This is a genomic window from Sorangium sp. So ce363, assembly GCF_051520435.1.
Taxonomy (GTDB): domain Bacteria; phylum Myxococcota_A; class Polyangia; order Polyangiales; family Polyangiaceae; genus Sorangium; species Sorangium cellulosum_B.
The window spans coordinates 7,451,369-7,471,822 of sequence record NZ_CP150333.1 but is presented as its reverse complement, the minus strand read 5'-3'; the positions used below and the strand labels follow the sequence as shown (position 1 = coordinate 7,471,822).

Sequence of the window (20,454 nt, the reverse complement as noted above, 5' to 3'; positions counted from 1 at the left end):
GTGAACCGAAGCCCGAACAACAAGCCACCCCTACGCCGCCTCGCGAGCCCGGCCGCGGTGCTCGCTGCAGTGCTCGGTCTTGCGCTCGCTGCGTGCGGCGGCACCGTGCCTCCGCCGAACGACCAGCTCGCCTCGTCCCAGGCCGCCATCCGCGCGGCCGACGAGATGGGCGCCGGGTCCGACCCGCAGGCCACCCTCCACCTGAAGCTCGCGCGCGAGCAGCTCGAGAAGGCCAAGCAGCAGATGCAGGCCGAGGACAACGAGTCTGCCACGCGCCTCCTCCAGCGCGCCGAGGCCGACGCCGAGCTCGCGCTGGCGCTCGCGAAGGCGCGCTCCACGCAGGCCGAGGCGCAGGAGGCGCTGAAGCAGGTCGAGAAAATGAAGCAGGCGGGGGTCAAGTGAAGCGAGAGGTGATGGTGATGGCATCTCTGGTGAAGAACCCGTCCTGGCCTGCCCGGTCTCTCGCCCTGTGCGCCGCGCTCTACGCGGCGTCGGGGTGCGGCGCGGCGGTCCCGCCGAAGGAGCTCGTCGACGCCCGCGCGAGCTACAGGCGCGCGGCGGAAGGCGCCGCCTCGCGCCTCGCGCCCGCCCAGCTCGACACGGCGAAGCAGGCGCTCTCCCGCGCCGAGGGGGCGTTCGGCGAGGACGCCGAGGCCCCGCAGACGCGCGATCTCGCGTACATCGCCGACCGCAAGGCCCAGGAGGCCGAGGCGGCGGCGGCGCTGCTGCAGGCGCAGCGCGACAAGGCCGCGGCCGAGGACGCCTTCAAGGACCTCTCGCAGCAGCAGCTCGCCAGCGCGAGGGAGGCGCTGCACAGCGGTCAGCAGCAGATCGAGCGGGAGCGGCACGCGCGCGCCCAGGCCGAGACCGCGCAGCAGCAGGCCGAGAGCGCGCGGCTGCAGGCCGAGAGCGCGCGCACCGCGGCCGAGAAGGCCCGCCAGGAGGCCGAGGCGGCGCGGCGGGAGGCCGAGCGCGTCGCGAACGCGGCGCTCGCGAGCCTCAAGGAGATCGCCGCGGTGAAGGAGGAGAAGCGCGGCGTGGTCATCACGCTCTCCGGCGCGGTGCTCTTCGCCTCGGGCAAGTCCGAGCTCCTGCCGATCGCCAAGGAGAAGCTCAGCCAGGTCGCGGCCACGCTGAAGGACCAGGGGTCGCCGCCCATCAGGATCGAGGGGCACACCGACTCGACCGGCTCCGCCCAGGCGAACCGCAAGCTCTCGCTGGAGCGCGCCGACGCCGTGAAGGCCCACCTCATCACGGCGGGGCTGCCCGGGGACAAGATCGCGACCGTCGGCCACGGGCCGGACCGCCCCGTGGCGGAGAACACGAGCACCGAGGGCCGGGCCAACAACCGGCGCGTCGAGATCATCGTCAATCCCACGACCCAGCAGTAGAGGCGCCTGCCCCACGGTTGTGCCGGGGGCGCCGGCGGTGATAAGCACGGCGCGTGATCGGACGCTTTTTCCGCCGGATCTGGCAGGAGTACGTCATCGACCTGCGCGACCGGCTCGACGCCGAGGCGGCGCACCACCGGGCCACCACGCCCGCGGGCGAGGTCACCCGCCGGATGGTGTGTGTGTTCCTTACCGTCATCGGGGTGCTCATCTTCGTCCGGTTCGCTGGCAACGAGAACGACACCCGCTGGATGGTCGACGGCCTGCGCGCCGTGGGCCTCGACGGCGCCGCGGCGAGGCTCCACGAGGCGCTGAACACGTCGCCGGATCGCCGCTTTCACCAGCGTATCGTCTGGGCGCTCGGCCGCCTCGTCGGTTATCTGATACCGACCCTCGTCGTCGCGAAGCTCGTGCTGCGGGCGCCGATCCGGAGCTTCGGCCTGCGCGTCCGCGGGACGGCGCGGCACCTGCCCGTCTATGGCTTCCTCTTCGCCGTCATGGCGCCGTTCCTCTTCGGCGCGTCGCTCTCGCCGGCCTTCCAGGCGAAGTATCCCTATTACAAGCTCGCGCCGGGCGAGGGCCTGTGGCCCTGGCTCTGGGCGTGGGAGGCGCTCTATGCCGCGCAGTTCGTTGCGCTCGAGTTCTTCTACCGCGGCTTCTTCCTCCACGGGATCCGCCGCGCGCTCGGCTATTCCTCGATCTTCGCCATGATGGTGCCTTACGCGATGATCCATTTCGGCAAGCCGCTGCCCGAGGCGCTCGGCTCGGTGCTCGCCGGGTTCATCCTCGGCACGGTGAGCCTGAAGAGCGACTCCATCTGGGGCGGCTGCGCCATCCACATCGTCGTCGCGACGTCGATGGACCTGCTCTCCCTGTGGCATCAAGGGCGTCTATGACGACGCGCGGCCGCTGCCTCATTCATTTCCCGCCGGGAAGGACCACGATATGCCTCCTGCGACGACGATGGGGCGAAGGTCGCGACGCGCGCTTCTGCTCGCGATGAGCGGCGTCCGGGTCAAGGACGAGGAGCTCGCGCGCCTGGGGCTGACGCTGCCGGGCTTCGTCGAGCGCAGCGAGGTCATCGCGTCGCTGCCGAGCCTGGGGCTGCTCACGATCGCCGCGCACACGCCCGAGGGCTGGGAGGTGGAGTACGGCGAGCTCGACGCCATCGCCGACGCGGACGTCGCGCGCATCGTGGACGGCCGGTACGATATCGTCGCCATCTCGTCGCTCGCGGCGCGCGCGCTCGACGCCTACGCGCTCGCCGACCGGCTGCGCGCCGAGGGCGTCACCGTGGTCCTCGGCGGCCTGCACGCCTCCGCGCTCCCCGACGAGGCGGCGCAGCACGCCGATTCGGTCGTCCAGGGCGAGGGGGAGCTGCTCTGGCCGGCGCTGCTCCAGGAGCTCGACGAGGGCCGGCTGCGCCCGCTGTACAGCGCCCGGAGCGGCGCGTGGCCCGCGTTTCAGATCGAGGGCGCGCGGGTGCCGCGTTATGACCTGCTCGACGTCGCTCGGTACAATCGGTTCACGCTCCAGGCCACGCGCGGCTGCCCGCTCGCCTGCACTTTCTGCGCCGCCTCGCGGCTCATCAGCCCCTACAAGCGCAAACCTGTCCCGCTCATCCGCCGCGAACTCGACGCCATCATCGAGGTGTGGCCGCAGCCGTTCATCGAGCTCGCGGACGACAACACGTTCGTGCAGAAGCCCTGGGCGCGGGAGCTCGCGCGGCTCTTCGTCGAGTACAACGCGCGGCGAACGCGCCCGATCGCGTGGTTCACCGAGACGGACATCTCGGTCGCCGACGATCCAGAGCTCCTCGATCTGCTCGCCGAGTCCAACTGCGCCGAGCTGCTCATCGGCCTCGAGTCGGTCAATCCGACCGCGCTCCGGGCCGCGGAGCCGCGGGGGTTCAAGGCCGCGGAGCGGGCCCGCTACGTCGACTCGGTCGGCCGCATCCAGGAGCGTGGGATCCCGGTGAACGGCTGCTTCGTGCTCGGCTTCGACGAGGACGATGACGGCGTCTTCGAGCGCACGCTCGCGTTCGCCCGGGAGTGCGATCTCGCCGAGGTGCAGATCACGGTGCTCACGCCGTTCCCGGGCACCGCGCTCCACCGCGCGCTCGAGGTGCAGGGGCGGCTGCTCCGCCCCGTGTTCTGGGACGCGTGCACGCTGTTCGACGTGACCTTCAGGCCAGCGCGCATGAGCGTGGAGGCGCTCGAGCAAGGGTTCCGCTGGCTGATGAGCGAGCTCTACAGTCCGGGGGAGACCGCGCGCCGGCGCAGCCGGTTTCGCCGCGCCACACGCGCCCGCAGGGGACGGCATGCACGATCGTGATCGACCGTCGTTCGCCCGCGCCGCGGGGCGGCTGCTCACCTTCCGGCTCTCGCGCGACGACCTCGCGCGCCTCGACGGGCGGCACCTCGCGCTCGGCCTGGCCTGCACCTGGCTCGTCGGCGTCGGGCGGTACTGGGACGATCCGGTCGCCAGCGCCTGGCGCAAGACGGGCCTTGGCTCGGTCGTCTATGCCATCCTCCTGAGCGCGTTTCTCTGGATCGTCGTGGCGCCGCTCAGGCGCCCGGACGAGCAGCGGCTCTCCTACGCGAAGCTCCTGACCGTCATCACGATGACGGCGCCCCCGGCGGCGCTCTATGCGATCCCGGTCGAGCGCTTCACCGCCATGCCCGTGGCAATCCAGATCAACCTCGGGTTTCTTTCGGTCGTCGCTGGCTGGCGCGTCGCGCTGCTCGTTCACTACCTCTCGCGCGGCGTGGGGTTGCGCTGGCCCGCGGTGATCACCGCGACGCTCCTGCCCCTCGCGCTGATCGTGACGGGGCTCACGTATTTCAACCTGGCCACCGGCGTGATCGAGATCATGGGAGGGCTGCGCGATCGCGCCAAGAGCCCGGACGACGGCGTCAACGGCGTGCTTCTGGTGCTCGCGCTGCTCTCGCACCTCGCGGTGGGTCCGCTCCTGGTCGTCTACGGGGTGCTCGTCGTGAAGGCGCGGTGGTGGCGCGGCGGAGCGGGCCGCCGGGATCGCTGACCCGATCCACGAGACAGGGGACGCGCGGGTCCTGCTCTCCCTCCCTGGAGGCGGTCAGGCCAGGGTCCTGCCGCCGTTCACGGACAGCTTCTGGCCCGTGATGAACTCGGCGGCGTCGGACGCGAGGAAGGCGACGGCCTCGCCGATGTCGTCCGGCGTGCCCATGCGCCGGAGCGGGTTGCTCGCCCGGTAGGCCTCGATGGCCTCGGCGCTCGCGCCCTCCTGGATGTGGCGCTCGACGACGACCCAGCCGGGGGACACCTGGTTGACGGTGATCCCGTGCGGACCGAGCTCCATCGCCCACGAGCGCGTGAGGCCGAGCTGCGCGCCCTTCGCCGAGACGTAGCTGGAGAACTCGGGGACGCCCTGCTCGAAGACCTCGGACCCGATGTTGATGATCCGCCCCGACCGGCGCTCCTTCATCCCCGGGACCACCGCCTTCGCGAGGAGGACCGGGCTCTTCACGAAGAACTCGAGCTGGTCGAGGCAGTGCTTCCAGGTCAGGTCCTCCAGCTTGACGAACGGCTGCGGGCCCGTCGCGTTGAGCACGAGCACCTCGATGGGGCCGAGGCGGGCCTGCACCTCGCCCACGAGGCGGTCGTGCTGCGGGCGCCGATCCGGAGCTTCGGCCTGCGCGTCCGCGGGACGGCGCGGCACCTGCCCGTCTATGGCTTCCTCTTCGCCGTCATGGCGCCGTTCCTCTTCGCCGCGTCGCTCTCGCCGGCCTTCCAGGCGAAGTATCCCTATTACAAGCTCGCGCTGGGCGAGGGCCTGTGGCCCTGGCTCTGGGCGTGGGAAGCCCTCTACGCCGCCCAGTTCATGGCGCTCGAGTTCTTCTACCGCGGCTTCTTCCTCCACGGGATCCGCCGCGCGCTCGGCTACTCCTCGATCTTCGCCATGATGGTGCCTTACGCGATGATCCATTTCGGCAAGCCGTTGCCCGAGGCGCTCGGCTCGGTGCTCGCCGGGTTCATCCTCGGCACGGTGAGCCTGAAGAGCGACTCCATCTGGGGCGGGTGCGCCATCCACATCGTCGTCGCGACGTCGATGGACCTCCTCTCCTTGGCCCACCGCGGGCTTCTCTAGTTCCGCCCGCCCGAAGTCCGGCCAGGGTCGGACGCAAAGCCTGAGCGCGCCGGGGGACCGCTCGCCGGACTCGCGCAGCGTCCGCCGCCGCGCGTGGCCCTCGGTCCGAGCCCTGCATCACCATCCGGGATGTGCGTCCCCGGTACGCGCCCGGGCAGACGAGCTCAACCTGAGTCATGGGTTCGCCAGGGGCAGCGTCATCCGAGGCGAACCATCGGACTCCGCGCAACGCTGTGATAGGAGGATCTGATGAAGTACCGCTGGGCGGCGGAGCCCTGGCATGGTGCGCCGCGCGGCGTGGCCGTGACAGCCGCCTGCGCGATCGGGATCGGCTCCGCGGCTCTGCTGGGGTGGTCGATGGGCGTGACCCCGCTTGTCTCGGTCGGGGATGGTCTGCCGAGCATGGTGCCGAATGCCGCGGTCGCCTTCATCCTCTCCGGCGCCGCGCTCTGGATCCTGGGCGGGGAGGGGCGTCCGGCGCTGCTGCGCCGGTTCGGGCGGCTCTGCGCCGCCGCCGTCGTCGCGTTCGGCGTCGGCGTCCTCGCGGAGTATGCCTTCGGCTGGGATCTCGGCATCGACACGCTGCTCTTCCCGAACACCGTCGATTTCCCGGTCCCGTTTCCCGGGAGGCCCCCGCCGAACACCCTTCTCTGTTTCATCCTGATCGGCGCGGGGCTCTTGATGCTCCGCACGGATACGCGACGTGGCCGGCCGATCGCGGAGCTGCTCGTGCTGCCGGCCGCGGCCCTCGTGCTGAGCGCGCTGACCGCGTACGTGTTCGGCGACGGCTATTTTTACGGGCTGCTGCTCCTGGTTCCGTTCACGGGCATGCCGCTCCACGGGGGGATCGCCCTGCTCGCGCTGTGCGCCGGGATCCTCGCGGCGCGGCCCGATCACGGGGCGATGGCCACGCTCAGGTCGAGCGCGCCGGGCAGCATCCTGCTGCGGCGCCTGCTGCCGTGCGTGCTCGCGCTCCCCCTCGTCCTCGGCCGTCTCTTCCTGGCGGGCATGGCGACGGGTGCATACACGCTGGCGGCGGCGTTCTCGCTCGTCTCGGTCGTCACGACGCTGCTCCTCGGGATCGTGGTCTGGATGAGCGCGGTGCGCCTGAACCTGCTCGACGAGGCGCGGTGTCGGGCAGAGGCGGCGCGCGCGTTCCTCGCGACGCTCACCCACTCCTCGGACGACGCCATCATCGGCGGCGACCCTGACGGGATCATCCAGAGCTGGAACCCGGCCGCGGAGCGCCTCTATGGATATGCCGCCGAGGAGGTGATCGGGCGGCCTGTGGCGATGCTCTCTCCCCCCGAGCGCGCTGGCGAGGCGGAGGAGAGCGTCACGCGCCTCCGTCGTGGCGAGCGCGGCGAGCATTTCGAGACGGTGGGCCGGGCCAAGGGCGGGAGGAGGCTCGAGCTCGAAATGACGATTTCCTCGATTTTCGATGAGGCGGGCCGGCTCGTCGGCTTCTCGAGGATTTGCCGTGACATCGCGCGGCGCAAGGCGATGGAGGCCGAGCTCGCGAGCGCTCATGAAGCGGAGCAGCGCCACCGGAACGCCGAGGCGAGAGAGCGGCGGCGGCTCCAGGCCGTCATCGAGCAGATGCCCGAGGCGGTGATGCTGATCGACGCCGACGCGCAGCTCACCATGCTCAACCGGGTCGCGGCCGACTACCTCTGTGAGTCGGCCGAGGTGCTCGACCCCCGTGGCCGCCGGGCGCGCTTCGACGTGCGGAGTCCGTCGGGCGAGCCGGTGCCGTGGGACGAGCTACCGATCATCCGGGCCCTGCGCCGCGGGGAGATCGTGACGAGCGTCGAGGTGCTGTTCCGGCGCGCGGACGGCGCGCTCGTCCCGGGGCTCGTCAACGCTGCACCGGTGCGGTCGGACGACGGCGAGATCCATGGCGTCGTCGCCGTCTTCCAGGACATCACGTCGCTCAAGGAGATGCAGCGGCAGCGTGAGGAGTGGACCGGCGTGATCGCGCACGACCTCCGCCAGCCCATCCAGAGCATCGCGACGGCGAGCGAGCTGCTGCGCGTCCGGCTGGGCGGTGAGGTGCCCCCCGACAGCGAGAAGCAACTCGCGAGGATCGCCGTGTCCGTCGACCGCATGAGCCGGATGGCCGAGGATCTCCTGGACGCGACGCGCATCGAGGTGCAGGCGCTCAAGCTTGAGCCTCGCGCCGTGGCTCTGCGCGCGCAGCTCGTGGAGATCGTCGAGAAGGCGGCCGGCATGACGGCTGGCCACACCGTGCGCGTGGAGATCAAGGACGAGCTTCTGCCCGTGTGGGCGGACGCGGGCCGCCTCGAGCAGATCGTCACGAACCTGCTCTCGAACGCCGCGAAATACGGGGAGCGCGGGCGAGAGATCGTCGTCGCCGTCCGGGCCTCCGGGGGGGCGGCGCAGATCGAGGTGAAAAATTGGGGGCCCGGCATCCCGCCGGCGTCGCTGCCGCTTTTATTCAAGCGCTTCACGCGCACGCCCGAGGGCGAGGCGCGCCGCGTGCGTGGGGTCGGCCTCGGGCTCTACATCACGAAGGGTCTGGTCGAGGCCCACGGAGGGACGATCTCCGTCGAGAGCTCCCCCGGCGCGACGACGACGTTCCGCTTCACGCTGCCGTTCGCTGCCGAGGCGGCGTGCAGCAGGGAGGTCTGAGATCAGCAGGAGCCTCGTCTCGGTCTCCAGGAGCAGCTCAGGCCAGGGTCCTGCCGCCGTTCACGGACAGCTTCTGGCCCGTGATGAACTCGGCGGCGTCGGACGCGAGGAAGGCGACGGCCTCGCCGATGTCGTCCGGCGTGCCCATGCGCCGGAGCGGGTTGCTCGCCCGGTAGGCCTCGATGGCCTCGGCGCTCGCGCCCTCCTGGATGTGGCGCTCGACGACGACCCAGCCGGGGGACACCTGGTTGACGGTGATCCCGTGCGGACCGAGCTCCATCGCCCACGAGCGCGTGAGGCCGAGCTGCGCGCCCTTCGCCGAGACGTAGCTGGAGAACTCGGGGACGCCCTGCTCGAAGACCTCGGACCCGACGTTGATGATCCGCCCCGACCGGCGCTCCTTCATCCCCGGGACCACCGCCTTCGCGAGGAGGACCGGGCTCTTCACGAAGAACTCGAGCTGGTCGAGGCAGTGCTTCCAGGTCAGGTCCTCCAGCTTGACGAACGGCTGCGGGCCCGTCGCGTTGAGCACGAGCACCTCGATGGGGCCGAGGCGGGCCTGCACCTCGCCCACGAGGCGGGCGACGTCCTGCTCGTCGCGCACGTCGGCCCGGAACGCCTCAGCCTCGCCGCCGCCCTGGCGGATGTCCTCGACCACGCGCGCCGCCTGCTCGCCGCTGCCGAAGTAGTTGACCGCCACCCGCGCGCCCGAGGCCGCGAGCTTGCGGGCGATGGCCGCCCCGAGGCCGCGGGAAGCGCCGGTGACCAGGGCGACTCGTTTGGATAGTTGGTGCGCCATTCAGGCTTCTCCAGGAGATGGGTGACCGCGGTTCGCTCGCCGCTGCGAAGGAGATCGGCCGCACAGGCGCGCCTCCAGGGGCGTCCCTGCCGCGCGGGCGCGGACCGCTCGCCGCGCGGCAGAGGCCGACAGAGGGTCGAGGTCGGCCACCCCCAGCTGTAAACGAGCGCGATCCAGCGATACAAGATTTTTCCGCGTTGAAGCCTGATAAGGGGTCTTTCCAGCAGCACAGTTGAAGTTTTTCAATTCAATCGCTGCTGGGCCCACCGGGGATGGTGTACGCTGGGCCACATGAACAAGCGTGCGATCCGGCAAGCCTTGCGGCTCCTGGTGATGCTCGCCATGGGGCCTGTGTTCTGTGCGGCCGTCGGGATCACGGTGATCCACGCGTGGCTCGACGTGCGGCGCAGGCCGCCGGGGCGGCGCCCTTTCGCGCGCGCTGGGGTGCGGCATCGCCGCCTGCGCCTGCGCGAGCAGGCGCCGCTGTGATCGGCGCGGCGCCTGCTCTGCGTGGCGGCGTGGCGAGGTCGCGCCGTGGCGGCGCGGCTCAGCGTACGAGGAGGAGCCAGGCCAGCGCCGCGGCGGTCGAGGCGAGCGTCACCGGGACACCCACCCTGGCGTAAGCGCGGAAGCCGATCTCGCGCTCGGCGCCCACCGTCTCCACCACGATGATGTTGGCCACCGAGCCCAGCAGCGTGAGGTTGCCCGCGAGCGTGGACACCAGCGCCGTCGTGATCCACGCGAGGTGCGGATCGGGCTGGCTGCGGATGTACGAGTCCGCCAGGAGGATGAAGGGGACGTTCGAGACGATCTGGCACCCGACGAGCATCGCGATGCTCAGCCCGAGCAGGCCCATCGTCGGCCCGGCGGGGAGGAAGGGGCTGGCCGCGCGCAGCGCCTGCTCGGGCATGCCGGTCTTCTGGAGGCCCGCCACGACGATGAAGAGGGCCCCGAAGAAGACGAGCACGGTCCACGACACCCGCTCGAACAGGACGTTCGCGTCGCGCCGGTGAAGCAGGATGACCGCGGTCGCGCCGCCAATCGCCGTCCACGCCAGGTTCGCGCCGAGCACGAACAGCGCCGACACGACCACGATGCAGGCGAGCGGCGCCAGGGCGCTCGGCCGGGCGCCTCCCGTCGGCGCGGGCTCGGGCGCGGGCTCGGGCGCGGGCGTCCGCACCGAGATGCGGCGCCGGAGCAGCAGGTGCAGCGTCACGGCCGTGACGGCGAGCCCGATCAGCGCGGCGGGGCCCGCCTCCAGCAGGTACGTGCGGTACGAGATGCCGGAGAGGTGGCCCACGAGCATGTTCTGCGGGTTGCCGGCGAGCGTGAGCGCGCTGCCGGCGTTGGCGCCCATCGCGAGCGCGAGGAGGTACGGCGCCCGCTCGAGCCCCGCGCGCCGGGCGGTCCGGTCGACGAGCGGCGCAAGCATCACGCAGACCGAGTCGTTCAGCAGCACCGCGGAGGCGAGCCCGGAGCCCACCGTGACGAGGTAGAGCAGGCGGACCGGCGACAGGTCCCGCTGCGCGACCCACGCGGCGGCGCGCTCGAACACCCCCGCGGCGTCGAGCGACGCCGCGAGCAGCATCATGCCGAGCAGGAGGCCGATGGTGTTCGGCTCGACCGCCGAGAACGCCTCGCGCGGGTCCAGGCCGGCGCCCGGGTGGATCGCGCTCAGGAAGACCATGGCGCACGCGCCCGCGAGCGCGCCGGCCGGGCGTCCGATGGGCAGGATCGACAGGCGCCGCGCCGCGATGAGCATGTACGTCACGGCGAATACGAGCAGGACGGACCACACGGCGCGGATCTAGAGTGGTCGGGGGGGATCCTGTCAAACTGGGAATGCCAAGGCATGGGCAGGCAGCTCTCGACCCCCACCGCGATCCTCCTCGGCAGCGCCATGATCGCCGCCGCGGTCTACCTCGGCCTTCGCCACGGCCCAGCCGGCGTCCCCACGGACCCGCGCCCCGCCGGGGGAGCGCCCTCGCCGCCTGCCGATGCGGCGTCCGCCGCGGGGTCGGCGGCTCGGGCGCCTGGAGCGGGCGCGCCGGCGCGCCCGCTCCAGGCGCCCGCGCCGGCGCCGCGGCCCGCGCCGAGCGTGCCGCGCGACGAGGTCGCGACGCAGGCCGCGCGGGCGCTCGAGGCGCACCGGCCGGCCCTGATCGAGCGCTGCTACAAGCCGGCGGTCGCGGCGCAGCCGGCGCCGCGCGGGGTGAAGTACGTCTTCAATCTCACGTTCGACGCGCAGGGCCGGCAGCTCGCGCGCGGCATCATCGAGGATCGCGAGGCGTCGCGCCCCGAGGTCACGGCCTGCCTGGTCGACGCGCTCCCGCCGGTCGCCGTCGCGCCGCCAGGGGCGAACGTGCGCGTCGACGTCCCGTTCTCGCTGCCGTGATCGAGGGGAGGGCCGGGCTCGCGGGCTCGCCGGCGCCGGGGGCGAGCGCGGCGCCCTTGACGCACCTGCCTGAACGCCCGATGCCGGAGCGGTGACGCCCGACCAAGCCTTGAAGGAAGCGGCCACCGGCGCCCTCCGCCCCGTCTACCTCGTGCTGGGGGAGGAGCGCTGGCTCGTCGATCGCGTGGTGAGCGCGATCCGGGAAGCGGCGGCCAAGGGGGGCATCGCCGGCTTCAACGAGGACAAGTTCACCGCGGGCGACGCGCCTATCGAGTCGATCCTCGGCGCCGCCCGCATGCTCCCGATGATGGGCCCGCGCCGCTTCGTGCTCGTCCGCGGCGTCGATCGCTGGGAGAAGAAGGACGAGGGCGACGACGGCGAGGGGGACGACGACCGCGGCGCGAGCGGCGCGGGCGGTAAACGGGGCGTGTCGAAGCAGCTGAGCCCGCTCGACGCGCTCGCGGAGTACACCAAGGCGCCGTCGCCGAGCGCCGTCCTCGTGCTCGTCGCGACGAAGCTCCACGGCCAGCGCCGCCTCGTGACCGCCGCCAAGAAGGGCGATTTCCTCGTCGGGTGCGAGCCCCTGAACCGCCGCGCCTTGCCCGGCTTCATCGCGACCGTCGCCCGCGAGAAGGGCAACCCGATCGCGCCCGACGTGGCCGATCAGCTCGCCGAGCTCGCCGGGCCCGAGCTCGGCTACGTGGTCGACGCGCTCGAGCGGCTCTCGCTGTACGTCGGGCCGAAGCAGCCGATCACCGAGGACGCGATCGCCCAGGTGGTCATCCGCGTGCGGCAGAGCACCGTCTGGGAGCTGATCGACGCGCTCGGGAAGCGGCGCCTCGACCGCGCGCTCGCGGCGCTCGCCGACGCCTACGATCCGCGCGACGGCGGGCTGCGGCTGCTCGGGGCGGTCTCCTGGTCGGTGCGGCAGATGGTGAAGTTCGAGTCGGCGCTCGCCGGGGGCGCGAGCCAGGCCGAGGCCGCCCAGCGCGCGGGCGTGGCCCCCTTCAAGGCGAACGACGTGGCGCAGTCGGTCCGCCAGCTCCCGAAGGGCGCGCTCGCCGGCTGGATGCGCGTGCTCGCGGAGACGGATCTCGCGCTGAAGAGCAGCCGCCGCCCGGCGCAGGCGGTGCTGGAGGCGATGCTGATGGAGATGTGCGCGCGCTGAGCGCGAGGCCGCGCCCGGGGGGGAGGCGCCGCGCGCGGCCGGCGTGCGAGGGGCTCGGCGCTCTGCTGACCCTCTATTTGCATCAGCAACCTGCCCGCGTCCCGTCGGCGAAGGCGCGCTTGAGCGACGGCCGCACCAAGCCGTCCTGTTGTATCGCGACGCGCTCCTCTGCGAGCGCTCGGTCGGGTGAGCTCGAGGAGCTGCCGGCGCTGCAGGTCCACGATGTCCACCGAAGCGCGTCTCACGAGATGCGACCGTCGGAGAACGCAATGCGGAGGATCTTCGGTCGCTCGGGCAGTTCCACCCGCCAACAGGCGCCGTCGCGCTCTACCGTGACCTCTTCTGGCTTGGGTTCGTAGCTCCGAGTCAGGTCGCGTCCGCGCTGGTGCGCCCCTTCGCGATCGACGGGTCCAGGAACTCCATAAGAGCCAAGCCTCCGAAGGTAGTCTGCCAGTTCGGGATCGTTGGCTCGTCGTGCAAGCGATTCGTACCCGGCGAGCCGCGTGACCACGTCCGGAAAAGCGTCGCGACCTGCGGCCGTGGCGGCGGTGTTGCGCGCCCAGCAACGGACGAGCCCGAGGACGTACTCTCGCTTCGGGCAAGCGGGCTCTCGGGCGACCTCGAGCAACCCCGGAACGAAGTCTTCGGTCATGAGCGCCAGATCTTCGTCCTCGCTGCTGATGAGCCACCCGTTCGTGTACGCCCAAAGTCGAAGCGCTGCTTGGCTCCAACATTCGGGGAATCCGTGGGCCCAGTCGGCAAGGTCTACCCGGCAAAGCTCATCCCACAGTCGACCGAATGCCGGGCTGAAGTCGTCGGGGGTGGGGGAACCCGTCGTGCTCTGCCAAGCGGACGGCGTGACCTCACCTGCTTCGAGGGCTTCGCGCAAGACTTGGGTCACCCGCGCGCTCGACGGGTCGGAAGCGAGGCTCTGTCGCAAGCGTTCGATGTCGAATCCTTGCGGCTCCGCGAACGGGGCCAACCTTCGAAGCGCTTCCTCCAGGGTCATCGAGGGGTCATCGTACAGCCTACCGGTGCCAACTCGAACCACGGCGTAGCGCCGCTTGCGGCGCCGGGAGATCGTTTCGTGAGCGGATGAGCTTTTCCTCGCCGAAGCCGCATGGGGCGCTGAGCGCGGCGGACCTCGAGCCGACGACCCCGCAGTGAGCGACCGAGATCGTGGTCGCCTCGACGTGTACCGCTAACTTTGCAGGCGGTGAGCGGGCCGGAGCTCGGTGACCGCCTCGCGCTCCGAGGATCGAAGCGCTCACTCCTCGACGCTGCGCCGCACCGCGAAGGCGAGGCCGCAGCCCTCGATCTGCTCGCGATGGAGCACGCCCATCGGCGAGAGCCCTTGCTCGTCGACCCGCCGGCCCACGCGCAGGAGGACCTTCTTCGCCGCGAGATCCACGAGCGAGACGCGCGCCGAGCTCGCGGACGTTTTGAGCTCGGCCGGGCTGTCGGCCACGATGATCAGCAACTCCGCGCCGGCCGCCTTCCTCGCCAGCTCGATCGGGGATTGATCCAGCTCCTTGCGGTGCCTCTTCACCGCCGCGACGTCGCGGGCCGCGCGCACCGAGCCCTCGAACGCGGGGCCGAGCACCGCGAGGCCGAGCCGCGCCTCGGCGAGCCGGCGGACGTTCGCTGTCTCCTCGTCGACCCTTGTCCCGCCGAAATACACGCCTCGCACCTTCGTGAGCAGATCGCGCTCCGAGGGCGAGGGCGGAGGCTTCAGGAGGCACAGGAGGAACGCATCCTTGTCGGATCCGCGCGCGGCGTCGTCGAGCCTGCGAGCGTCGCGCAGCTCGGCGCGAGGAGCGCGCACGTACACCGCGGGCCGGCGGAGCAGGGCGTCGAGGGCCCCTGGAGCGCGGAGCGAAGGGTCGACGACATCGGCGGGGTCCCCGTCGCTCGCGGCCTCGCCGATCCAGCGATCCGTCGCCTCGACGAAGCCCTCGTGGCCCGCCGGGAACCCCGCGCGGCGCTCGTCGAGCGCGGCCAGCAGGGCGCGCCGCTCGGCCTCGACGGCGCGGCGATCCTGGACGTACATCGCGATCGCGAGGAGGACGATGGCCGCCGCCGCCAGCAGCGTGAGCCGCCGCGCGCGCCCGAGCCGCTTGTCGCTCGCGAACGTCCCCTTGATCCCGGCGCGAGCCGCGTGATGGCGCGCGCGCGCCCGGTGGCTGGCGGCCCGCTCCACGCGCGCGCGGAGCGCGGGGTTCATCCGCTCCGTCGTGAGGAACGTTGCCACGTCAGCTCTCCCGACCCACGACGGACAGCGCTCGGGAGGCGGGCTGGTTGCGATCGATGTTGCGATCGATGAGGCCCTCGAGCTCGCCGCGGGTCACGCCGAGCCGAGCCGCGGCCTGGGCCGCGAGCGAGGTCGCGGCCACGCCGTCGACGAACTGGTACGTGGGCTTCTGCGCCGCGTCGAGCTCCACCTGGACGAACCGGAGGTTCCTTATCGCCTTCTCCCGCTCGAGCCGCGCCGCGAACGTCAGGAAATGCGTGGTGATGAACGCCTGCGGGCGGAGCTTCTCGAGCAGCGTGACGACGAGCTCGAAGATTTCCTCGCCCTCGGACGGGTTCGTCCCCGAGCAGAGCTCGTCGAGGATCACCATCGCTCCCGGGCCGAGCTCCTCGAAGAGCGCCCGGATCCGGAGGAGCTCCATGCCGAGCCGCCCCTCGCTCTGATCGAACTTCGTCTCCTGGATGAGCGACACCACGAGCCCCGGGACGCGGGCGACGCTCGCCCTGCGCGCCGGCACGAACATGCCTGCCTGCGCGAGGAGCTGCGTCAGCGCCACCGACTGGAGCAGGCGCGTCTTTCCGCCCGAGTTCGGCCCCGTGACAAGGAGCGTCGTGTCGGCCCGATCGGTCACGACGTCGCACGGCACCGCCTTGCCTCCGCCGGCGACGAGGAGCGGATTGAAGAGGCCGAGGAGCGCGCGCTCGCCCTCCGCGGCGGACCGGAGCTCCGGCAGGCAGACCTCGAGCCCCGCCGCTTCGGCGAGATCCCGGAAGCCGAGCGCTCCCAGGTAGACCTCCATCTCTCCGACGAGCGGGACCAGCTTGACGACCTGATCCTCGACGCCCTCGAACACCGCGTCGACGAGCCTCGCCATGACCTCTCCGTCGCCAAAGCTGTACCCGCGGAAGAACATCTCGAGCTTCGCGAGCCAGCGCCGCACCGGCGACAGCACGAACGGGTTCTCCTGCCGCTCCCGGACGGTCACGACGTCGAAGCCTCGGATGCGGCCGTCGGCGCCGACGCGGATGTCCAGGCGGAGCGTCGCGAGGTGCTCGTCGTAATCGAGGAGATCCGCCATCGATCGATATCCCTCGGTCGCCTGCACCGCCTGGCCGAAGTCGCGCAGCCGGGCGAGGCCCGATCGCGCGCCCTCGAACGACCCGCTCATCAGGTCGAAGACCTCTTTGACGATCGCGAGCACGTCGAGCTGCCGCCGCGTCGGATCGAACTTCTTCCCTGCCACCGCGCCCTCGAGCGCGCCTCGCATCCGGCACGAGGCCGTGTAGAGCCTCTCGAGCTGCGTGCGAAACGTGGGTGAGCCCGAGAGCTCGTGGAGGATCCCCCTCCGGAGCTCGGTCACGCGCGTGTCGCTCGGGGGCCGGGAGAGGACGCGGAGGATGAACCCTCGGTTGACGACGGCCTCGTGCCCCCCGACGCGGACGCGGAAGCACCGGGCCACGAGCTCCTCCAGGAACAGGTCCGGCGCGAAGCTCTTCGGATCCCACGTGGAGGGCCCGATGGGCGCCCGATCGAGCGCCTGGCTGAAGAGCCCGCCGGAGACGCCGCTGGTGAACGCGAACGAGAGGGACTGTCGCAGCTCGTCGAGATCGGTCCGCGCGGGCGGGTCCACGAAGAGCAGGCTGGGGATCTTGTCCGTGGACGGGAGGGCGGGCGCGTGGGGCACCTCGGGCGCGTAGGGCCTACCGGGCTCGGGCGGGCGGGCAATGCTCTCGGTGGGGACCTGCGCGCGGATCGGGTGCATGAGCAGACGACCCGCGCCCGCGGGAAAAGTTCCCCGTCTCCCGCGAAAACCCGCGTTTCCCCCGGTGCCGCCGTGGGACCGCCTTCGCGACCGCGCTGATGTACCCTCGGGCGAGCCGCCCATGACGACCGCAGCCCCCTCACCGCCCGCTCGCCCCGTTTCCGAGATCCCTGTTGCTCCCTCGATCCCGCTGCTCGGCAGCCTACCGTGGATGGCGATCGACGCCGCGGGCTTCCTGGAGCGCGTCGCCATCGAGAAGGGGCCGATCGCCCGGATCCCGTTCGGGGCCGCGGGCATGGTGATGCTCACCCACCCGGACGACGCTCGCTACGTGCTCCACGATGCGGCCAGGAAGTACTTGCGCGGCGACAAGTCGAGGGAGACCGTACAGCCCGTCTTCGGCAACGGCCTGGCGATCAGCGATCCGCCGTTCTGGCTACGGCAGCGGCGCATCATGCAGCCGAGCTTCTCTCGCGCGCGGATCGCCAGGATGACGGCGGCGATGAACGCGGTGGCCGAGCGCCACCTCGCGCGCCTCACCGATGGCCAGGAGCTCCACGCCCACGATCTCATGCTCGGCATCACGCGCGACGTCATCGTGGAGACGATGTTCTCGCAGCAGCTCCCGTCGGACATCGCCACGCTCGACGGCGCGCTCGCGGAGATCGACCGCTACATCAAGATCCGGATGCTGCTCCCCTTCAGGGTGCCGCTGTCCTGGCCGCTGCCCTTCAACGTGCGCATCCGGGAGGCGACCGCGGCGTTCGACCGGGTGGTGTACGGCATCATCGACCGGCGCGAGCAGGGCGGAGAGCGGCCGGGGGACCTGCTCGACGCGCTCCTCGACGCGCGCGACGAGGAGACCGGCGAGCGCATGTCGCGGAAGGAGCTGCGCGACGAGGTGCTGCACATCTTCTTCGCCGGGCACGAGACCACGGCGAACGCGCTGACGTGGGCGACGGTCCTGTTCACCTTGCACCCGCACGAATGGGAGCGGGTGAGAGGCGAGGTGGACAGCGTGCTCGGAGGTCGCGCGCCCGAGGCGGAGGACGTGCCCAGGCTGACGCGGACGGCCATGGTCCTGCGCGAGACGCTGCGGCTCTACCCGCCGGCCTGGATGATCGTCCGCGAGGCGGTCGAGGACGACGAGATCCGCGGTTATGCCATCCCGCGCGGAACGTCGGTCCTGATCTCCCCCTTCGCGATGCACCGCCACCCGTCGTTCTGGCCCGAGCCGCGCCGCTTCGATCCGGAACGCTTCGCGGGCGACCCGGCGACGACGGGCGCCGGCAAGAACTGGGCATACATGCCGTTCGGGGGCGGGCCGCACGTATGCATTGGCAACCACTTCGGGCTGACGGAGATGGCGATCGTGCTGGCGCGGCTCGCGCAGCGGGGGAGGCTCGTCGCGCTGCGGCCAAAGGAAGCGCGACCGCGCGGCACGACCGCGCTCGGGCCGTCTGGCCGGGTGCCGGCGCGATTCGAGGCGCGGAGCGCCGCGGGCGGGCATTGAAGCCGATCGACCACGACGGACGGGGAGCGGTCGAGGAGAAACGGTCAAGCAGAGGATGGATGAGAGCGAACCTCGTGGCTCAGGGGAGATCGTGATTGACGCCGGGCACCCCGTCCCTCATCTCACCATGGCCTGCGCCACGAGCCTCCTCGTGGCAACAGCAGCAGCCAGCTGCTCAATCCGGGGCGGATCCCCCAGAGAGGCAGACTCCGCATGGGCCGGCGCCGTTTCGCCCTCTTCCTCTGCGCGCTCCTCGCCGCGGCCGCCGGCCTTGCAAGGCACGTGGTCCGCGGCCGGGCCGCCACGCCGCTCGACCGGTTCCTCGCCTTGTCCACGGTGCTCACCGGGGTTGGCGACCTCGCCCGGGACCACGCGCAGATCTACCTCGACTGCCTGCTCGCACGTCCGGAGCAGGCCGCGGCGCTCGCGGACCTCTATACCAGGGCGGGGCTCGTCGGCGACGCTCCGGCGTGCCCCCTCGATGACCTGACCGCGCGAGGCGTCTTCGCGGACGCGCGCCTGCGGGCGCTCGCGGACGAGATCCTCCTGTTCTGGTACACGGGCCAGTACGACGCGGCCGACGGGCGCGCGCTGGCGACCTACGAGGGCTCGCTCGCGTGGAGATCGCTCCCTTACACCAGCGCACCGGGCATCTGCGGCGGGGCGATGGGGTCCTGGGGAGAGCCGCCCGCGGGGTGAGGCGGCGGGGCGCGCTGCCACCGCCCGGACGGAGCTCGGTATGGGGGACAGGCTGCAAGCGGATGTGGTCATCGTGGGCGCGGGCATCGCGGGGACGCTGGCCGGCTACCGGCTCGCGAAGGCGGGCGCCAGGGTGCTCGTGCTGGAGTCGGGGCCGCGGGTCGACCGCGACAAGGCCGCCAGCGCCTACCGGAGCGCCGTGGTCAAGACGCTGGACGCCCCCTTTCCTCGCTCCATGGCCGCGCCTGCGCCCAGCGAGAGCGCTCCCGGCGGGTACTACGTGCAGGAGGGCCCGGACCTCTTCAAGAGCACGTACCTCCGCGTCGTCGGCGGGACGACCTGGCACTGGCTCGGGACCGCGCTCCGCTTCCTCCCCGACGATCTCCGGATGAAGACGCTTTATGGAGTCGGCGTCGACTGGCCCATCGGGTACGACGTGCTCGAACCCTGGTACGTCGAGAGCGAGATCGAGATGGGCGTGGCCGGCGATGACAGCCTCGGCTCGCCGCGCAGCACGCCTTATCCCATGGCGCCCATCCCCCACAGCTACTCGGATCTGCGCATCGCCGACAGGATCTCGGCCCTCGGCTATCCGGTGACCGCGACGGCACAGGCGCGCAATAGCGCCGCGTACGACGGCCGGCCCGCGTGCTGTGGCAGCAAATCCTGCATCCCCATCTGCCCGATCGCGGCTCGCTATGACGCCTCGGTGCACGTGAAGAAGGCCGAGCTCGCCGGCGTGCGGATCGTGGAAGAGGCCATCGCCACGGCCGTCGGCATCGGCCCTGACGGGCGTGTGTCGCGTGTCCTGTTCAAGCGCCCGGACGGCACCGATCACGAGGCCTCGGGCAAGGTCTATATCGTGGCGGCGCACGGGATCGAGACGCCCAAGCTGCTCCTGATGTCCCGGGCCGACGCGCTGCCGGACGGGGTCGCGAACAGGAGCGGCCAGGTCGGGCGCAACCTCATGGATCACCCCATCCAGCTGAGCTGGGCGCTCGCCGGGGAAGCGCTCGGTCAGCCCCGCGGACCGCTCTCGACGGGGGGAATCGACGCCACGCGGAACAGCGCCTCTCGGGGGGTGCGCGCCGCGTTCCGGGTGGAGCTCGGCAACAGCGGGTGGCAGTGGCCGATCGGCGGGCCCGAGGTCGCCGCGGCCGATCTCGTGCGCAAGGGTCTACGTGGCCAGCAGCTCGCTGCCGAGCTCGCGTGGCATTGCACCCGGCAGCTCTGCGTGTCCAGCTTGATGGAGCAGCTCCCCGATTCCGACAACCGCGTCACGCCTGCCTTCGATGAGCGCGACGCGCTCGGGTTGCCGCGGCCGCGCCTTCATTACCGGATCGACCCCTATACCCGCGACGGCATGACGGCCGCGCGCGCGATCCACGACCGGATCTTCGACGCGCTCGGGGCCACGCTCCGCGAGCACCGGCTCGATCACGAGGGCGCCGGGCACATCATGGGCACCTACCGGATGGGCGCCGACCCGAACACCTCGGTGGTCGACCCGAACCTGCGCGCGCACGACCACGACAACCTCTACCTGCTTGGCAGCGGCGTCTTCTCCACCGGCGGCGCCGTGAACCCCACGCTCACCATCGCCGCTCTCGCGCTGCGCGCCGCGCATTCCATCGCGACCGCGCTCGGGCGCTGACCCCGGGCGTCGCGAGGAACATTGCCGGTGCTGAATGCAAC

19 protein-coding genes are annotated in these 20,454 nt (G+C 71.5%); 13 read left to right on the top strand and 6 right to left on the bottom strand.

Annotation, left to right across the window (positions count from 1 at the left end):
• The 5 genes from WMF12_RS28030 (at position 1) to WMF12_RS28010 (ending at position 4,434) form a co-directional block, all read left to right on the top strand.
• Positions 1-402 carry a DUF4398 domain-containing protein gene (locus WMF12_RS28030; protein ID WP_437739762.1) on the top strand — a complete coding sequence of 134 codons (402 nt, stop codon included), beginning with the start codon at positions 1-3 and terminating at the stop codon, positions 400-402.
• Positions 403-419: 17 nt separating this feature from the next.
• The gene (locus WMF12_RS28025; protein WP_437850289.1) at positions 420-1,391 is read left to right on the top strand and encodes an OmpA family protein; all 972 of its coding nucleotides are present in this window, start codon (positions 420-422) and stop codon (positions 1,389-1,391) included.
• Between the two features lie 53 nt (positions 1,392-1,444).
• Entirely contained in the window at positions 1,445-2,287 is an 843-nt protein-coding gene (locus WMF12_RS28020; RefSeq protein WP_437850288.1) for a CPBP family glutamic-type intramembrane protease, read from the top strand.
• A 103-nt stretch (positions 2,288-2,390) separates the two neighbouring features.
• Entirely contained in the window at positions 2,391-3,725 is a 1,335-nt protein-coding gene (locus WMF12_RS28015) for a B12-binding domain-containing radical SAM protein (RefSeq protein ID WP_437850287.1), read from the top strand.
• Positions 3,712-4,434: a hypothetical protein gene (locus WMF12_RS28010; protein WP_437850286.1), complete on the top strand. Its 723-nt coding sequence runs from the start codon at positions 3,712-3,714 to the stop codon at positions 4,432-4,434. The genes WMF12_RS28015 and WMF12_RS28010 overlap by 14 nt, the downstream gene beginning before the upstream one ends.
• A gap of 54 nt (positions 4,435-4,488) precedes the next feature.
• Here WMF12_RS28010 and WMF12_RS28005 read toward each other — a convergent pair whose 3' ends face one another.
• Positions 4,489-5,025, bottom strand: coding sequence for an SDR family oxidoreductase (locus WMF12_RS28005; protein WP_437850285.1), 537 nt, complete (start codon positions 5,023-5,025; stop codon positions 4,489-4,491).
• A 9-nt stretch (positions 5,026-5,034) separates the two neighbouring features.
• Between WMF12_RS28005 and WMF12_RS28000 the strand changes: the two genes are divergently transcribed.
• Both WMF12_RS28000 and WMF12_RS27995 read left to right on the top strand, forming a co-directional pair.
• Entirely contained in the window at positions 5,035-5,520 is a 486-nt protein-coding gene (locus WMF12_RS28000) for a CPBP family glutamic-type intramembrane protease (protein WP_437850284.1), read from the top strand.
• A 249-nt stretch (positions 5,521-5,769) separates the two neighbouring features.
• Positions 5,770-8,172 (top strand): PAS domain S-box protein, encoded by a 2,403-nt coding sequence (locus WMF12_RS27995; RefSeq protein WP_437850283.1) that lies wholly within the window; start codon positions 5,770-5,772, stop codon positions 8,170-8,172.
• Between the two features lie 37 nt (positions 8,173-8,209).
• On the opposite strand, the gene WMF12_RS27990 is transcribed toward WMF12_RS27995, so the two are convergent.
• The gene (locus WMF12_RS27990; RefSeq protein WP_437850282.1) at positions 8,210-8,971 is read right to left on the bottom strand and encodes an SDR family oxidoreductase; all 762 of its coding nucleotides are present in this window, start codon (positions 8,969-8,971) and stop codon (positions 8,210-8,212) included.
• A gap of 291 nt (positions 8,972-9,262) precedes the next feature.
• On the opposite strand from WMF12_RS27990, the gene WMF12_RS27985 reads away from it, so the two are divergent.
• Positions 9,263-9,460 (top strand): hypothetical protein, encoded by a 198-nt coding sequence (locus WMF12_RS27985; RefSeq protein ID WP_437739757.1) that lies wholly within the window; start codon positions 9,263-9,265, stop codon positions 9,458-9,460.
• A 58-nt stretch (positions 9,461-9,518) separates the two neighbouring features.
• Here WMF12_RS27985 and WMF12_RS27980 read toward each other — a convergent pair whose 3' ends face one another.
• Positions 9,519-10,769 (bottom strand): SLC13 family permease, encoded by a 1,251-nt coding sequence (locus tag WMF12_RS27980; protein WP_437850281.1) that lies wholly within the window; start codon positions 10,767-10,769, stop codon positions 9,519-9,521.
• Between the two features lie 54 nt (positions 10,770-10,823).
• Here WMF12_RS27980 and WMF12_RS27975 point away from each other — a divergent pair, with 54 nt between their 5' ends.
• Positions 10,824-11,366, top strand: coding sequence for a hypothetical protein (locus WMF12_RS27975; RefSeq protein ID WP_437850280.1), 543 nt, complete (start codon positions 10,824-10,826; stop codon positions 11,364-11,366).
• Between the two features lie 91 nt (positions 11,367-11,457).
• The gene (gene holA / locus WMF12_RS27970) at positions 11,458-12,534 is read left to right on the top strand and encodes a DNA polymerase III subunit delta (protein ID WP_437850279.1); all 1,077 of its coding nucleotides are present in this window, start codon (positions 11,458-11,460) and stop codon (positions 12,532-12,534) included.
• 241 nt (positions 12,535-12,775) lie between these two features.
• On the opposite strand, the gene WMF12_RS27965 is transcribed toward holA, so the two are convergent.
• The 3 genes from WMF12_RS27965 to WMF12_RS27955 form a co-directional block, all read right to left on the bottom strand.
• Positions 12,776-13,543, bottom strand: coding sequence for a hypothetical protein (locus WMF12_RS27965; RefSeq protein ID WP_437850278.1), 768 nt, complete (start codon positions 13,541-13,543; stop codon positions 12,776-12,778).
• Between the two features lie 258 nt (positions 13,544-13,801).
• Positions 13,802-14,785, bottom strand: coding sequence for a hypothetical protein (locus WMF12_RS27960; protein WP_437850277.1), 984 nt, complete (start codon positions 14,783-14,785; stop codon positions 13,802-13,804).
• 1 nt (position 14,786) lies between these two features.
• The gene (locus tag WMF12_RS27955) at positions 14,787-16,547 is read right to left on the bottom strand and encodes a MutS-related protein (protein WP_437850276.1); all 1,761 of its coding nucleotides are present in this window, start codon (positions 16,545-16,547) and stop codon (positions 14,787-14,789) included.
• Positions 16,548-16,668: 121 nt separating this feature from the next.
• Here WMF12_RS27955 and WMF12_RS27950 point away from each other — a divergent pair, with 121 nt between their 5' ends.
• The 3 genes from WMF12_RS27950 (at position 16,669) to WMF12_RS27940 (ending at position 20,413) form a co-directional block, all read left to right on the top strand.
• Positions 16,669-18,060, top strand: coding sequence for a cytochrome P450 (locus tag WMF12_RS27950; protein WP_437850275.1), 1,392 nt, complete (start codon positions 16,669-16,671; stop codon positions 18,058-18,060).
• Between the two features lie 213 nt (positions 18,061-18,273).
• Positions 18,274-18,759, top strand: coding sequence for a sugar dehydrogenase complex small subunit (locus WMF12_RS27945; RefSeq protein WP_437850274.1), 486 nt, complete (start codon positions 18,274-18,276; stop codon positions 18,757-18,759).
• A 40-nt stretch (positions 18,760-18,799) separates the two neighbouring features.
• Positions 18,800-20,413: a GMC family oxidoreductase gene (locus tag WMF12_RS27940; RefSeq protein ID WP_437850273.1), complete on the top strand. Its 1,614-nt coding sequence runs from the start codon at positions 18,800-18,802 to the stop codon at positions 20,411-20,413.
• Positions 20,414-20,454 lie beyond the last annotated feature (41 nt).

What these genes read in the sequence shown, in the direction of transcription:
- WMF12_RS28025 (WP_437850289.1), top strand. Translation starts at nt 420, where the DNA reads ATGGCATCTCTGGTGAAGAACCCGTCCTGGCCTGCCCGGTCTCTCGCC.
- WMF12_RS28015 (WP_437850287.1), top strand. Translation starts at nt 2,391, where the DNA reads ATGAGCGGCGTCCGGGTCAAGGACGAGGAGCTCGCGCGCCTGGGGCTG.
- WMF12_RS28010 (WP_437850286.1), top strand. Translation starts at nt 3,712, where the DNA reads ATGCACGATCGTGATCGACCGTCGTTCGCCCGCGCCGCGGGGCGGCTG.
- WMF12_RS27995 (WP_437850283.1), top strand. Translation starts at nt 5,770, where the DNA reads ATGAAGTACCGCTGGGCGGCGGAGCCCTGGCATGGTGCGCCGCGCGGC.
- WMF12_RS27990 (WP_437850282.1), bottom strand. Translation starts at nt 8,971, where the DNA reads ATGGCGCACCAACTATCCAAACGAGTCGCCCTGGTCACCGGCGCTTCC.
- WMF12_RS27985 (WP_437739757.1), top strand. Translation starts at nt 9,263, where the DNA reads ATGAACAAGCGTGCGATCCGGCAAGCCTTGCGGCTCCTGGTGATGCTC.
- WMF12_RS27975 (WP_437850280.1), top strand. Translation starts at nt 10,824, where the DNA reads ATGGGCAGGCAGCTCTCGACCCCCACCGCGATCCTCCTCGGCAGCGCC.
- WMF12_RS27965 (WP_437850278.1), bottom strand. Translation starts at nt 13,543, where the DNA reads ATGACCCTGGAGGAAGCGCTTCGAAGGTTGGCCCCGTTCGCGGAGCCG.
- WMF12_RS27955 (WP_437850276.1), bottom strand. Translation starts at nt 16,547, where the DNA reads ATGCACCCGATCCGCGCGCAGGTCCCCACCGAGAGCATTGCCCGCCCG.
- WMF12_RS27950 (WP_437850275.1), top strand. Translation starts at nt 16,669, where the DNA reads ATGACGACCGCAGCCCCCTCACCGCCCGCTCGCCCCGTTTCCGAGATC.
- WMF12_RS27945 (WP_437850274.1), top strand. Translation starts at nt 18,274, where the DNA reads ATGGGCCGGCGCCGTTTCGCCCTCTTCCTCTGCGCGCTCCTCGCCGCG.
- WMF12_RS27940 (WP_437850273.1), top strand. Translation starts at nt 18,800, where the DNA reads ATGGGGGACAGGCTGCAAGCGGATGTGGTCATCGTGGGCGCGGGCATC.